This is a genomic window from Stenotrophomonas sp. YJH_SMC_8, assembly GCF_059371315.1.
The window spans coordinates 158,903-171,746 of sequence record NZ_JCAFUL010000005.1; the positions used below are offsets into that span (position 1 = coordinate 158,903).

Annotated in this window: 14 protein-coding genes; 5 read left to right on the forward strand and 9 right to left on the reverse strand. The window is 66.8% G+C overall.

The genetic code is table 11. The features are described 5' to 3' along the window. The first annotated feature begins 69 nt into the window (after positions 1 to 69). A complete protein-coding gene (gene upp / locus AC5P88_RS08110; RefSeq protein WP_005409099.1) occupies positions 70 to 702 on the forward strand; it encodes a uracil phosphoribosyltransferase in 633 nt (210 codons plus the stop codon). A 108-nt stretch (positions 703 to 810) separates the two neighbouring features. On the opposite strand, the gene AC5P88_RS08115 is transcribed toward upp, so the two are convergent. Together AC5P88_RS08115 and AC5P88_RS08120 are read right to left on the reverse strand one after the other, a co-directional pair. Next, the gene (locus tag AC5P88_RS08115; protein ID WP_495224779.1) at positions 811 to 1,290 is read right to left on the reverse strand and encodes an SRPBCC family protein; all 480 of its coding nucleotides are present in this window, start codon (positions 1,288 to 1,290) and stop codon (positions 811 to 813) included. Further along, positions 1,271 to 1,696 carry an ArsR/SmtB family transcription factor gene (locus tag AC5P88_RS08120; protein ID WP_495224780.1) on the reverse strand — a complete coding sequence of 142 codons (426 nt, stop codon included), beginning with the start codon at positions 1,694 to 1,696 and terminating at the stop codon, positions 1,271 to 1,273. Before AC5P88_RS08120 ends, AC5P88_RS08115 begins: the two co-directional genes overlap by 20 nt. A gap of 60 nt (positions 1,697 to 1,756) precedes the next feature. Between AC5P88_RS08120 and AC5P88_RS08125 the strand changes: the two genes are divergently transcribed. After that, on the forward strand, positions 1,757 to 2,050 hold the full coding sequence (locus AC5P88_RS08125) for a PsiF family protein (protein WP_106549394.1): 294 nt from the start codon (positions 1,757 to 1,759) through the stop codon (positions 2,048 to 2,050). A 265-nt stretch (positions 2,051 to 2,315) separates the two neighbouring features. On the opposite strand, the gene AC5P88_RS08130 is transcribed toward AC5P88_RS08125, so the two are convergent. From AC5P88_RS08130 to rsmD, 6 genes are all read right to left on the reverse strand, one after another. Beyond that, on the reverse strand, positions 2,316 to 3,203 hold the full coding sequence (locus AC5P88_RS08130) for an MBL fold metallo-hydrolase (protein WP_005412984.1): 888 nt from the start codon (positions 3,201 to 3,203) through the stop codon (positions 2,316 to 2,318). A 119-nt stretch (positions 3,204 to 3,322) separates the two neighbouring features. Further along, entirely contained in the window at positions 3,323 to 5,053 is a 1,731-nt protein-coding gene (gene ggt, locus AC5P88_RS08135) for a gamma-glutamyltransferase (RefSeq protein WP_495224781.1), read from the reverse strand. After that, positions 5,050 to 5,331: a YfhL family 4Fe-4S dicluster ferredoxin gene (locus tag AC5P88_RS08140; RefSeq protein ID WP_004153175.1), complete on the reverse strand. Its 282-nt coding sequence runs from the start codon at positions 5,329 to 5,331 to the stop codon at positions 5,050 to 5,052. Before AC5P88_RS08140 ends, ggt begins: the two co-directional genes overlap by 4 nt. Before the next feature lie 132 nt (positions 5,332 to 5,463). After that, entirely contained in the window at positions 5,464 to 5,955 is a 492-nt protein-coding gene (locus AC5P88_RS08145) for a hypothetical protein (protein ID WP_197633690.1), read from the reverse strand. Between the two features lie 60 nt (positions 5,956 to 6,015). Beyond that, on the reverse strand, positions 6,016 to 6,525 hold the full coding sequence (gene coaD, locus AC5P88_RS08150; RefSeq protein WP_005409091.1) for a pantetheine-phosphate adenylyltransferase: 510 nt from the start codon (positions 6,523 to 6,525) through the stop codon (positions 6,016 to 6,018). A 26-nt stretch (positions 6,526 to 6,551) separates the two neighbouring features. Beyond that, complete coding sequence (gene rsmD, locus AC5P88_RS08155) at positions 6,552 to 7,130, reverse strand: 16S rRNA (guanine(966)-N(2))-methyltransferase RsmD (protein WP_106551411.1); 579 nt, start codon at positions 7,128 to 7,130, stop codon at positions 6,552 to 6,554. Between the two features lie 646 nt (positions 7,131 to 7,776). On the opposite strand from rsmD, the gene htpG reads away from it, so the two are divergent. Beyond that, positions 7,777 to 9,666 (forward strand): molecular chaperone HtpG, encoded by a 1,890-nt coding sequence (htpG, locus tag AC5P88_RS08160; RefSeq protein WP_495224782.1) that lies wholly within the window; start codon positions 7,777 to 7,779, stop codon positions 9,664 to 9,666. Positions 9,667 to 9,880: 214 nt separating this feature from the next. On the opposite strand, the gene AC5P88_RS08165 is transcribed toward htpG, so the two are convergent. Next, entirely contained in the window at positions 9,881 to 10,180 is a 300-nt protein-coding gene (locus AC5P88_RS08165) for a hypothetical protein (RefSeq protein ID WP_106550793.1), read from the reverse strand. A gap of 141 nt (positions 10,181 to 10,321) precedes the next feature. On the opposite strand from AC5P88_RS08165, the gene ftsY reads away from it, so the two are divergent. Both ftsY and mutY read left to right on the forward strand, forming a co-directional pair. After that, a complete protein-coding gene (ftsY, locus tag AC5P88_RS08170) occupies positions 10,322 to 11,623 on the forward strand; it encodes a signal recognition particle-docking protein FtsY (protein WP_106550792.1) in 1,302 nt (433 codons plus the stop codon). Between the two features lie 91 nt (positions 11,624 to 11,714). Next, positions 11,715 to 12,839, forward strand: coding sequence for an A/G-specific adenine glycosylase (gene mutY / locus AC5P88_RS08175; RefSeq protein WP_495224783.1), 1,125 nt, complete (start codon positions 11,715 to 11,717; stop codon positions 12,837 to 12,839). Positions 12,840 to 12,844 lie beyond the last annotated feature (5 nt).

Here is a 12,844-nt window from a genome sequence, read left to right on the forward strand (position 1 = left end):
GCCCCGGTTTGGGGTTGTGCGCCCAATCCGGCAAAATGGCGTCCTCTCTCCTTTTTCCCCTTCCCGACCATGAAGATCGTCGAAGTGCGCCACCCGCTGGTGCAGCACAAGATCGGCCTGATGCGCAATGCCGCGCTCAGCACCAAGGATTTCCGCGAACTGGCCAACGAGCTGGGCACCCTGCTGGCCTACGAGGCCACCGCCGACCTGGACACCGAACCGCACACCCTGCCCGGCTGGGCCGGCCCGGTCACCGTACAGCGCATCGCCGGCGCCAAGATCACCGTGGTGCCGATCCTGCGTGCCGGCCTGGGCATGCTCAGCGGCGTGCTGTCGCTGATCCCGGCCGCCCGCGTCAGCGTGGTCGGCCTGCAGCGCGATGAGGAAACCCTGCAGCCAGTGCCCTACTTCGAGCGCCTGACCGGCCGCCTGGAAGAGCGCGACGCGCTGATCCTGGACCCGATGCTGGCCACCGGCGGCACCCTGATCGCCACCATCGACATGCTCAAGCGTGCCGGTGCCCGCCGCATCAAGGGCATCTTCCTGGTGGCCGCGCCAGAAGGCATCGAGGCGGTCAAGGCCGTGCACCCGGACGTGGAAATCTACACCGCGGCCATCGACGCCCAGCTCAACGACAAGGGCTACATCCTGCCGGGCCTGGGCGATGCCGGTGATCGCATCTTCGGTACCCGCGTGGGCTGATCCGGAGTACCGGCGGTCAGAGCCCTTTCGTGCCGAAAGGGATCTGACCCCAACCGGCACGAGGTCGGATCCCTCTCGACGGAAAGGGCTCTGACCCCAAGCGCTGTACTACAGGCCGGCTGCGAACGCTTCCAGCTGGCCGATGACGGTGTTCCAGCCGTCGAAGAAACCCAGCTGCTCATGCTGGTCACGCAGGGCCTTGTCCGGGTGCATCACCCGCGCGGTGTAACGGCAGCCTTGGCCCTCGTCCTCCATCGTGATGATGGCGGTGAAGCCCAGCCACGGTGACTGCGGCCGCCAACCCGGGCCCAGCATCGAGGTGAACACCAGGCGCTGCTGCGGCACGATCTCCAGGAAGCTGCCCGGATTGTCACTGCGGCCGCCGTCGGGGCCCTGCATGAAGGTGTGGAAGGCCCCGCCGGGGCGCAGGTCGAATGCGCGTACCTCGGTGGTCCACGGTTTCGGGCACCACCACTGGCGCAGCAGTTCCGGGTCGGTCCACGCCCGCCACAGGGCGGAACGCGGTGCGTTCAGCACACGGCTGATGACCAGATCGGTGTCGGGGTTGTTACCTGCGTCTACGGCCATGGGCCTGCTCCTGTCGGTGAAGGGTTTCTACAAACTCGACCATGCGCTCGGCGCGTGCTTCCCACACGGCGCGCTGCGCGGCCAGCCATTGCTCGGCCTGGCCCAACCGTTCCGGCACCAGTTCGCAGGTGCGTACACGTCCCTGCTTGCGGCTGCGCACCACGCCACTGCGCTCCAGCACGGCCAGATGTTTCATCAGCGAGGGCAAGGCCATCTCGAAAGGCTCGGCCAAGGTCGACACCGTGCGCGGCCCCTGCCCCAGCGCGGCCACGATCGCGCATCGGGTGGGGTCGGCCAGTGCCTGGAACACGTCTTGAATGGCAGGATCATACTTACCCATATGGCTAAGTAATACGCCCATCTGAATGCCGCTGCAAGCGATCACTGCCGGGGCACGATTCTTCACGTGGCCTTGCTGCCCGCAGGCCAATGCTCCGCGCACCCGCCACCGCTTGGAGTGTCCTCGATGAAAGCTTCTTTCCTGCTGGCCGCTGTCCTGCTGGTCAGCCTGCCCTTGGCCGCCAATGCCACCACGCCACAGCAGCAGCGCATGGCCGACTGCTCGGCCAAGAACAAGGGCTTGAAGGGGGACGCCTACAAGACCGCGCAGAGTTCCTGCCTCAGTGGCCATGCCGCCGAAGCCAAGCCGGTCAATGCGCAGCAGGAACGCATGCGCAAGTGCAACGCTGACGCGGGTGCCAAGAAGCTGGCCGGTGACGCGCGCAAGACCTTCATGAGCAGCTGCCTGAAGGCCTCGTAAGACAGTCCAGTTCAATCGAATGGGGTCAGAGCCCGTTGCACAGCAACGGGATCCGACCCCGACAGATCGCAGCCATCTGTCAGAGGCGGGGCGGTGTCGGATTGCGGGGTGTCCGCCGCATGGATGCGGCGGCCAAGCCTACAGGGACGTACTTGCGGCGTCCCCGCAATCCGACACCGCCCCGCCACCCCACGGATAGCCCGCTTTTGACGTTGACGTTGCCGTCGTGCAGGTGCAGGGCTGCAAGCCCTGCCGACAACACCCCTCACCCCAGCGCGCGCGCCTTCAGTTCGCCCTGCTCGTGCAGGGTCACGAAACGCCCCTTGTCATCGCGCCCCAGCTGCGCCAGTGCCACCTGCGGATCGTGGGTGAAAAACAGATGCACGTTGCGCGCCAGCTTGTCCTCAAGGAACTGCCGCTTCTCGTCGATCAACAGTTCGGCGTTGCGGTCGTAGCCCATGGTGATCGGTACATGCACCCATGAGCGGCCGGGAATCAGGTCAGCACAGAACACCACCCCGCCATGCGCATCCTCGCCGGCGTGCGCATGGCCGACGATCTCGGCCAGCATCAACCCCGGCGTGTGACCATCGCTGTAGCTGAAGCGGACGCTGCGACCCAGTACCTTCGAATACTCGCCGTCCACCACTTCCAGGCGGCCGCTGGCCTGCAGCAGGCCAGGCAGCTCCGGAATGAAACTGGCCCGGTCGCGCGGATGCGGCTGCATGGCGCGCTGCCAATGCTGCGCACCGACCACATAGGTCGCATTGGGAAACAGCAGTTCCGGCTCACGTCCTTCGCTCCACGCCGCCAGCAGGCCACCGGCGTGATCAAAGTGCAGGTGGCTCAGCACCACCACGTCGATATCCTCGTGCTCGAAACCGGCCTCGCGCAGCGAATCGATCAGCACGTGCTGGCTTTCCTGCACACCGTAACGCTCGCGCATGCGCGGATCGAAAAATGCCCCGATACCGGTTTCAAACAGCACTGTCTTGCCTTCCAGCGGGCTGGCAAGCAGCGCACGGCAGGCCAGCTCGATGCGATTGAGCTCGTCCGGTGCCGCCCATTTTTCCCACAACGCACGCGGCGCGTTGCCGAACATCGCGCCGCCATCGAGGCGTTGCGAGTTTCCACGAATAGACCAGAGTTTCATGCGCCGATTATCGGCGCCGGCTCGTTAAATAATCGCTAGGAAGAAAACAGAAAACCCCGCCGGGTGGCGGGGTTCGGTGATTCTCATTTCGCCGGGCATGGCCCGGCGCTACCGCCGCCTTAGTGCGCCGGCACGACCTGGGCGCTGCCCACCGGGTTGCGCGGGTCGCTGCCGCCGAACAGTTTATTGGCCTTGCGATCCCATTCCACGGTCTGCAGGTTGCCCCACACGTGGCTGGAACCGCGGCCGCCCGCGGCGACATTGCCCGGCAGGTCGATCTTGTGGCCCATCGCCTGCAGCTGCTTCACCGTCGCCGCGTCGAACGCATCGTCCTCGGCTTCGATCAGGTCCGGCAGCCACTGGTGGTGGTAACGCGGCAGCGCGGCAACCTGCTGCGCATCCAGCCCGGCGTCGTAGCCGAGGATGCCCAGCAGCACCATGGTGATGATGCGGCTGCCACCCGGGGTGCCCAGCACCACCACCTTGTCGGCATTCTCCATGAAGGTCGGCGTCATCGAGCTGAGCATGCGCTTGCCCGGCTTCGGCGCATTGGCCTCGTAGCCCATCACACCGAACGCATTGGGCGTGCCCGGCTTCAGCGCGAAGTCGTCCATCTCGTTGTTCAGCAGCACGCCGGTGCCCTTCGGAATAAGCCCCGAGCCGTACAGCAGGTTGACGGTCTGGGTGGCGCCGACACGGTTGCCGTCACGGTCGATGATCGAGAAGTGCGTGGTCTCATCGTCTTCCAGCGGGGTCGGATTGCCCGACAGCAGGTCGCTGGGCGTGGCCTTCTCCGGATGGATGGTGGCGCGCAGGCCCTGTGCGTAATCCTTGCTGGTCAGCACCTTCTGCGGGATCTGCACGAAGTCCGGATCGCCGAGGAAGAAGGTGCGGTCGCGGTAGGCACGGCGCATCGACTCCACCACCAGGTGGGTGCGGTGCGCCGGGTCCATCTTGTTGATGTCCCAGCCTTCCAGGATCTGCAGCATGCTGGCCAGCGCGATGCCACCGGACGACGGCGGCGGCGCGGTGGTGATCTTCCAGCCGTTGTAGTTGAAGACGATCGGCTCGCGCTGCTTCACGCGGTAGCCGGCCAGCTCTTCAGCGGTCCACTTGCCGCCGGCCTGCTTCACACCGGCCAGCAGCAGCTTTCCGGTCTGGCCCCTGTAGAAGCCATCAAAGCCACCCGCGGCCAGGCGCTCCAGCGTCTGCGCCAGTTCCGGCTGCTTGAACAGGTCACCGGTGGCGATCGGCTTGCCGTTGCGCAGGTATACCTCGCGCGTGCCGGGATAGCGCTCCATCACCTCACGACGCGAGGCATAGCCCTTGGCCATGCGGTCGTACACCGGGAAGCCTTCGCGCGCGATGCGGATGGCTGGCCGCAGCGAGGCCGACAGCGGCAGCTTGCCATGCTTGGCCGACAGTTCGACCAGTGCTGCAGGCAGGCCCGGAATACCGGCCGACCAGGCACCGTTGACCGAACGGTCACGGTCGAGGTTGCCCTGCTTGTCGAGGAAGGCCTGCGGCGTTGCAGCGGCCGGCGCGGTCTCGCGCGCGTCCAGCATCACGTCCTTGCCGGTGGCCTCGTCATGCAGCAGGAAGAAGCCGCCGCCGCCCAGGCCGGAGCTGATCGGCTCGACCACCGCCAGCGTGGACGACACTGCCACCGCAGCGTCGAAGGCATTGCCGCCCTGCGCCAGGATGTCGATGCCGGCCTGCGTCGCCAGCGCGTGCCCACTGGCAATGGCCGCGCCATCGGGGCGCTCGGCACGGGCCGGGCTGTCGGCCCAGGCAATCGGGCTCAGCAGCAGGCCGAGCAGCAACAGGGGACGGACGATCAGCGTCTTCATTCGGATGGGGGCTCCGCATAGAGTTCGGGGTGATCGTGCTGCAGCTGGCGCAGCTTGGCCAGCAGCTGGTCTTCGGTTTCCACGATCTCCGGGTCCGGATCGATGCACTCGACCGGGCAGACGACCACGCACTGTGGCTCGTCGAAATGCCCCACGCATTCGGTGCAGCGCGCAGGGTCGATCACGTAGATGGTTTCACCCATCGCAATGGCCTGGTTCGGGCAGGCCGGCTCGCATACGTCGCAGTTGACGCAGAGCTCGTTGATTTTCAGCGACACGGCGATACTCCTCGCCCGCGCCCTGGGACAAAGGACCGGCCAGCGCGGGCGCGCGGGCCGGTCAGGTCATCAGCGGCGCCCTTGCAGGACGCCGCCCGGGCCATGCCGGAGCATGGCCGCCATGGCTCGGTGTTACTTGGCTTCGACGAAAATGTACTCGGCACCGGTCGGCTGGATGGCAGCCTGCACGCGGGCGTTGTCGGCCGACTGGCCGATGAAGACGACGCGCACGCCCTTCATCGAATCCGGCGACACGTCCTTGAACACGGCCTGGATCATGTCAGCCATCTTGCCCGAGGCCGACGAACCGAAGGCCAGCATGTTGCCCGGCTGCACGCCACGGGCCACGGCCTGGGTCGCGCTCTCGGTCTGGCGCTCGTACTTGGACTGGAAGTCCGGGTCCGATTCCGGGGAGAGGTAGTACAGGAACGGGCTGTTGGTGATGTTGCCCATGTTCTGGATGGCCACTTCCTGCAGGTACTTCTTCCAGCCTGCATCGTCATCCTTGGCCGGGGCGACCAGGGCCTGCTTGGCCTCGTCGACCGGAGCGGCCTCTTCCTTCTTGCAGGCGGTGAAGGCCAGGGCCAACGAAGCGATCAGCATCGCGCGCATGGTGGTGTTCATGGGTTTCCTCCCGGAATGGTGCGTGGTGTTGTACGTAATGGGGTGCGGGTACAGCGGGGCTTACGACTGTGCCGCCTTCGCTTCGCGGACCTTGCGCAGGGCTTCGAGCACCGCGGCCGGCACGAAGCCGGACACGTCGCCGCCCAGGCGCGCGATCTCGCGGACCAGCGAGGACGAAATGAAGCTGTGCTGCTCGGCCGGGGTCAGGAACAGGGTCTCGACCTCGGGGATCAGATGTCGGTTCATGCTGGCCATCTGGAACTCGTACTCGAAATCGGACACCGCGCGCAGGCCGCGCAGCAGCACCCCGCCCTGGACCGAACGTACGAAATGGGCCAGCAGGGTGTCGAAGCCGATGACCTCGACGTTGCCATGGTGGCCGAGTGCGCCACGCGCCAGCTGCACGCGCTGTTCCAGCGGCAGCGCCGGGCCCTTGGACGGGCTCTGCGCCACGCCCACCACGACCTTTTCAAACAGCGGCGCGGCCCGGCTGACCAGGTCGATATGACCATTGGTGATCGGGTCGAACGTGCCGGGGTAGACGGCGATGCGGCGGTTGGCCACGGTCATGGGCGGATACAGATGTTCAGATGAAGTCAAAGTGTAGCAGTGGCGCGGCGGTACAGGGCAAAGCGCACCTCGCGGGTACCGCCCTCGCGGTGCAGCAGCCATTCCGGCGGCAGCACCGGCACGTGGCTGGCCGGGGATTCCAGGTACAGCCAGGCATCGGCGGCCAGGTGCCGCGGCAGCTGGGCCAGCACGTCCTGCCAGAGCCCGTCGGCGAACGGCGGGTCGATGAAGACCAGGTCGGCCAGCTGTGCCGGAGCGCCCTGCAGCCAGCGCAGGGCATCGGCCTGCACCACGGTGACCTGTTCGGTAGCCTGCAGCTTGGCCACGGCGGCGGTCAGATTGCGCCCCAGCTGAGCGTCACGCTCGACCAGGGTGGCGTGGTTGGCACCGCGCGAGACTGCCTCCAGCCCGAGCGCGCCACTGCCGGCAAACAGGTCCAGCACCCGTGCACCGCCCAGCTTGGGCATCAGCCAATTGAACAGGGTTTCGCGCACGCGGTCGCTGCTGGGCCGCAGGCCTGGCAGGGTCGGCACCGGCAGGCGGGTGTTGCGCCAGCGCCCGCCGATGATGCGGACCTGGCCGTCATTGCCCGCACGGCCGCTCATTGGCGCCCCCGGCGGGGTTCATTCGAGAATTTCAGCATGAGCGGGATTGTAGTTCGGCCGGGCGGCGCCCGGCACCCGCAGAGGCCACAGCAACGGCCGAAGCAACAGCAACAGCGGGCTATCCGTGGGATGGCGGGGTGGGTCCGGTTGCGGGGGACGCCGTAAACCCATCCATGGGGGCTTGGTCGCGGCATCCATGCCGCTCACACCCCCTCAACCGGCCCCACCCCGCCTTCGACAGTTTCCTGCGAGCTGTCGGAACGACTCTTGGGGTCAGATCCGTTTTCCTACGGAAAACGGATCTGACCCCATTTGATGTATCGATATCTGACAGATGTGTCGACCAAGGTCGACACCCACCAACAGCCGAGTGAACCTGTCAGAGGCAGGGCGGTGTGGGTTGGCAGGACCGTTGGCGCCATGGATGGCGCCAACGAGCCCCCAAGGACGGGTTTACGGCGTGTCCTGCCAACCCACACCGCCCCGCCATCCCACGGATAGCCGGCTGTTGCTGTTGCTGTTGCTTCAGTCTCTGCGGGTGCAGGGCGCCGCCCTGCCAGAACAACCCCTTGATTTCGGGACAATCAGCCATACCCCTTGGCGAGGCCGCACGCGCTGGCGCGGCATTGCACATGGAGCCTTATCGATGACCGAGACCACCCAGACCGAAACCCTTGGCTTCCAGACCGAAGTCAAGCAGCTGCTGCAGCTGATGATCCACTCGCTGTACTCCAACAAGGAAATCTTCCTGCGCGAGCTGGTCTCCAACGCCGCCGATGCCGCCGACAAGCTGCGCTTCGAGGCCCTGACCCAGCCGGCCCTTCTGGAAGGCGACAGCGAGCTGCGCGTGCGTGTCAGCTTCGACGCCGCCGCCCACACCATCACCATCGAAGACAACGGCATCGGCATGAGCCGCGCCGAAGCCATCGCCCACCTGGGCACGATTGCAAAATCCGGCACCGGTGACTTCCTGCGCCAGCTGTCCGGCGACCAGAAGAAGGATTCGCAGCTGATCGGCCAGTTCGGTGTCGGCTTCTACAGCGCCTTCATCGTCGCCGACGAAGTGGAAGTGACCTCGCGCCGCGCCGGCCTGGCTGCAGGCGAAGGCGTGCGCTGGACCTCGCGTGGCGAAGGCGATTTCGAAGTGGCCACCGTCGACAAGGCCGAGCGCGGCACCCGCATCGTGCTGCACCTGAAGGACGGCGAGCATGACTTCGCCGATGGCTGGCGCCTGCGCAGCATCCTCAAGAAGTACTCGGACCATATCGGCCTGCCGATCCAGATGCCGAAGGAAGGCGAAGAAGGCGCCGCGCTGGAATGGGAAACCGTCAACCGCGCCAGCGCGCTGTGGACCCGCCCGCGCACCGAGATCAGCGACGCCGAGTACACCGAGTTCTACAAGCACGTGGCGCACGACCACAGCGACCCGCTGGCGTGGAGCCACAACAAGGTCGAAGGCAAGCTGGAGTACACCTCGCTGCTGTACGTGCCCGGCCGCGCGCCGTTCGACCTGTACCACCGTGACGCGCCCAAGGGCCTGAAGCTGTACGTGCAGCGCGTGTTCGTGATGGACCAGGCCGAGCAGTTCCTGCCGCTGTACCTGCGCTTCATCAAGGGCGTGGTCGATTCCAACGACCTGTCGCTGAACGTCTCACGCGAGATCCTGCAGTCCGGCCCGGTCATCGATTCGATGAAGGCCGCGTTGACCAAGCGCTCGCTGGACATGCTGGAAAAGCTGGCTGCCGACAAGCCCGAGCCGTACGCCACGTTCTGGAAGGAATTCGGCCAGGTGCTGAAGGAAGGCCCGGCCGAGGACTACAACAACCGCGAGAAGGTGGCTGGCCTTCTGCGCTTCGCCTCCACCCGTGGCGAGGCCGATGCGCAGACCGTGTCGCTGGCCGACTACATCGGCCGCATGGCCGAAGGCCAGGACAAGATCTATTACCTGACCGGTGAGAGCTACAGCCAGGTGCGCAACAGCCCGCACCTGGAAGTATTCCGCAAGAAGGGCGTGGAAGTGCTGCTGCTGACCGACCGCATCGACGAGTGGCTGATGGGCTACCTGACCGATTTCAACGGCAAGGGCTTCGTCGACATCGCCCGTGGCGACCTCGACCTGGGCGCGCTGGAAACCGAAGCGGACAAGCAGGAACAGGAAGCAGCGGCCAAGGACAAGCAGGGCCTGGTGGAGCGCCTGAAGACGGTGCTGGGCGATGACGTGGCCGAAGTGCGCGTCTCGCACCGCCTGACCGATTCGCCGGCGGTACTGGCCATCGGCGAACAGGACCTGGGCCTGCAGATGCGCCAGATCCTGGAAGCCAGCGGGCAGAAGGTGCCGGACAGCAAGCCGGTACTGGAGATCAACCCGGGCCATCCGCTGATCGCCAAGCTGGATGCCGAAGCCGATGGCGCGCGTTTCGACGACCTCGGCCGGGTGCTGTTCGACCAGGCCGCACTGGCCGCCGGTGACAGCCTGAAGGACCCGGGCGCCTACGTGGCGCGCCTGAACAAGCTGCTGCTGGAGCTGTCGGCCTGATCGGCAGGGTGGAGGTCAACCTTGGTGACGCGCTTTTGTAGAGTCGAGCCATGCTCGACTGCTCCATGAGTGCCAACCAAGGTTGGCACCTACCAGGGCGGGTCCGGCGTGCCAACCAAGGTTGGCACCCACCAGAGGCGGCGGTTGGCACCTACCAGAGGCGGCGGTTGGCACCCACCAGGGGCGGCGGCTGGCACCTGCCGAGGCGGGTTGCTCAGGCCTCGCGATCCAGCAGTGAGCCCAGCATCTGGTCCTGCCGCCGGATCACTGCGGCGTTGGCAGCGAAAGCCACCACTTCGGCCTTGGCCGCCAGCAGATCACCCAGTGGCGCGCCCGGATCGGGACCGGTGGTGGCCACCGCCGTCTCCACCCCGCCCTGCGCCACCGCACTGCGCTGCAGCTGCAAGCGCTCGGCATCGGGGGTCGCGAGGTTGGCAACATTGTGCGCGGCCACCTGCACGCCCTGCTGGGCTGCACGCATGCCGCCGAGTGCAGTTCCCATCACGTTGTTCATGACGTTGTTCATGGTGGTCTCCGGGCCGCCCCGCGCAGCCCTCCGGACCAGTTAACGGCCGGCGGGCCGCGACCTTGAGTCCACATCGGCCGGACAGGCCCGAGTGGTAGCATATCCCCCTGATTTCAGCGCCTTTTGCCAATGCTCAGTTTTTTCCGCCGCAAGAAGCCCCAGGATGCCCCCGCAACGGAGGCCCCCAAGACCCAGCACTACTCGGCTGAAGAGCTGGCGGCGGCGTTCCCGTCGGCCGCCCCGGTCGAGGACAAAGAGCCGGCACCGGTAGTCGTACCAGCCGAGCCTGCACCGGTCGAGCTGCCCGCCGCAGCCGTCGCTCCGGTCGCTGTCGAGCCCACTCCGGTGATTCAGGCTCCAGCCACTCCGGTTCCGGCAGCTCCGACGGTGATCGACGTCGCTCCCATCGCGCCCGCGGCCATCGAACCGGCACCGGCGCCTGAGTCCACCCCGGCACCGGCCGCCGACGACCTGCCGGCCGCTGCTTCGGTCGACGCCGTTCCGGCGCCGGCCGGCAAGCCCGGCTGGCGCGAACGCCTGCGCAACAGCGTCATCGCGCGCAGCTTCGGCGGCCTGTTCTCGCGCAACCCCAAGCTCGACGACGACCTGCTGGACGAGCTGGAAACCGCGCTGATCACCGCCGACGTCGGCGTGGGCGCCACCACCGACCTGGTCGAAGGCCTGCGCAAGCGCATGAAGTCGCGCGAGTTCGCTGATGCCAATGCGCTGCTGGCCGCGCTCCGCGCCGAGCTGATCGCGATCCTGCAGCCGGTCGCCAAGCCGCTGGTGATCGACCGCAACGCCAAGCCCTTCGTGGTGCTCACCGTCGGCGTCAATGGTGTCGGCAAGACCACCACCATCGGCAAGCTGGCCAAGCGCTTCAAGGATGATGGCCACAGCCTGATGCTGGCCGCCGGCGACACCTTCCGTGCCGCTGCCGTGGCGCAGCTGCAGGCCTGGGGCGAGCGCAACGGCGTGGCCGTGGTCGCCCAGGGGCAGAACGCCGATGCCGCTTCGGTGGCGTTCGACGCGCTGCAGGCCGGCAAGGCCCGTGGCACCTCGGTGCTGATCGCCGATACCGCCGGCCGCCTGCACACCCAGTCCGGCCTGATGAACGAACTGGGCAAGATCCGCCGCGTGCTCGGCAAGATCGACCCCACCGCGCCGCATGAGGTGCTGATGGTGATCGACGGCACCACCGGCCAGAACGCGCTGTCGCAGCTGCGCCAGTTCAATGCTGCGGTGAACGTGACCGGCCTGGTGGTGACCAAGCTGGACGGCACTGCCAAGGGCGGCGTGGTGTTCGCGCTGGCCCGCGAGTTCGGCATTCCGATCCGTTTCGCCGGTATCGGCGAGCGCCCGGAAGACCTGCGCGTGTTCGATCCGGAAGCCTTCGTCGACGCCCTGCTGCCTGAAGCACTGGGTGCCTGATAGACCGTGCAGCCACCGCACTCTGGTGCAGCCACCCATGGGGTGGCTCTACAAGGGTGAACCCACGGGTGGCTGCCTCTCTGGAACTCCAATGCCCCGCCAGCCGCACGCCAGCGCCGACACCGCCCAGCAAGACGACTTCGTCGCCCGCCTGCTGCACTGGTTCGACGACCACGGCCGCCACGACCTGCCCTGGCAGCATCCGCGCAGCCCGTACCAGGTCTGGCTGTCGGAGATCATGCTGCAGCAGACCCAGGTGGCCACGGTCATCCCGTATTTCCAGCGTTTCCTGCAGCACTTCCCGACCCTGCCCGACCTTGCCGCCGCCAGCAACGACGCGGTGATGGCGCAATGGGCCGGGCTCGGCTACTACGCCCGCGCGCGCAACCTGCATGCGGCAGCCAAGCGCTGCGTCGAACTGCACGATGGCGACCTGCCACGTGACTTCGATGCGCTGCATGCCCTGCCCGGCATCGGCCGCAGCACCGCCGGAGCAATCCTCAGCCAGGCCTGGAACGACCCGTTCGCGATCCTCGACGGCAACGTCAAGCGCGTGCTCAGCCGCTACCACGGCATCGACGGCTTCCCCGGCCTGCCGGCCATCGAGAAGCAGTTGTGGGCCATCGCCGAGGCGCACGTGGCACAGGTGCCGGCCGGGCGCATGGCCGACTATACCCAGGCGCAGATGGACCTGGGCGCCACCGTGTGCAGCCGGGCCAAACCCGCCTGCGTCATCTGTCCTCTGCAGGACGCGTGCGTGGCACGCCGCGAAGGCCGCACTGCGGACCTGCCCACGCCCAAGCCGAGCAAGACGCTGCCCGAGCGCGAAGCGGTCGCCCTGCTGCTGCGCGACGCCCAGCAGCGCGTGCTGCTGCAGAAGCGGCCGGACACCGGCATCTGGGCGCAGCTGTGGACGCTGCCGCAGGCCGAGGCGGGCAGTGACCTGCAGGACTGGTTCGACACGCATGTCGACGGCTCGCTGGAAGATGCCGACGAACTGCCGGTGCTGCAGCACACCTTCAGCCACTACAAGCTGCATCTGCAGGTATTGTCTCGGCAGGTACACGGACTGCGCGTGGAAGAACCCACGCTGCGCTGGGTGGCTGCCGACGAACTGCCCGCGCTGGGCCTTCCGGCGCCGATCCGCAAACTGCTCGACGGCGCCACGATCAAGACGCCGAAACGAACCTCCAAGAAATCCCGCAACCACGAGTGAGTGCC

What these genes read in the sequence shown, in the direction of transcription:
- mutY (WP_495224783.1), top strand. Translation starts at nt 11,715, where the DNA reads ATGCCCCGCCAGCCGCACGCCAGCGCCGACACCGCCCAGCAAGACGAC.
- rsmD (WP_106551411.1), bottom strand. Translation starts at nt 7,130, where the DNA reads ATGAGCGGCCGTGCGGGCAATGACGGCCAGGTCCGCATCATCGGCGGG.
- AC5P88_RS08115 (WP_495224779.1), bottom strand. Translation starts at nt 1,290, where the DNA reads ATGGCCGTAGACGCAGGTAACAACCCCGACACCGATCTGGTCATCAGC.
- ggt (WP_495224781.1), bottom strand. Translation starts at nt 5,053, where the DNA reads ATGAAGACGCTGATCGTCCGTCCCCTGTTGCTGCTCGGCCTGCTGCTG.
- coaD (WP_005409091.1), bottom strand. Translation starts at nt 6,525, where the DNA reads ATGACCGTGGCCAACCGCCGCATCGCCGTCTACCCCGGCACGTTCGAC.
- AC5P88_RS08145 (WP_197633690.1), bottom strand. Translation starts at nt 5,955, where the DNA reads ATGAACACCACCATGCGCGCGATGCTGATCGCTTCGTTGGCCCTGGCC.
- upp (WP_005409099.1), top strand. Translation starts at nt 70, where the DNA reads ATGAAGATCGTCGAAGTGCGCCACCCGCTGGTGCAGCACAAGATCGGC.
- AC5P88_RS08165 (WP_106550793.1), bottom strand. Translation starts at nt 10,180, where the DNA reads ATGAACAACGTGATGGGAACTGCACTCGGCGGCATGCGTGCAGCCCAG.
- htpG (WP_495224782.1), top strand. Translation starts at nt 7,777, where the DNA reads ATGACCGAGACCACCCAGACCGAAACCCTTGGCTTCCAGACCGAAGTC.
- AC5P88_RS08125 (WP_106549394.1), top strand. Translation starts at nt 1,757, where the DNA reads ATGAAAGCTTCTTTCCTGCTGGCCGCTGTCCTGCTGGTCAGCCTGCCC.
- ftsY (WP_106550792.1), top strand. Translation starts at nt 10,322, where the DNA reads ATGCTCAGTTTTTTCCGCCGCAAGAAGCCCCAGGATGCCCCCGCAACG.
- AC5P88_RS08130 (WP_005412984.1), bottom strand. Translation starts at nt 3,203, where the DNA reads ATGAAACTCTGGTCTATTCGTGGAAACTCGCAACGCCTCGATGGCGGC.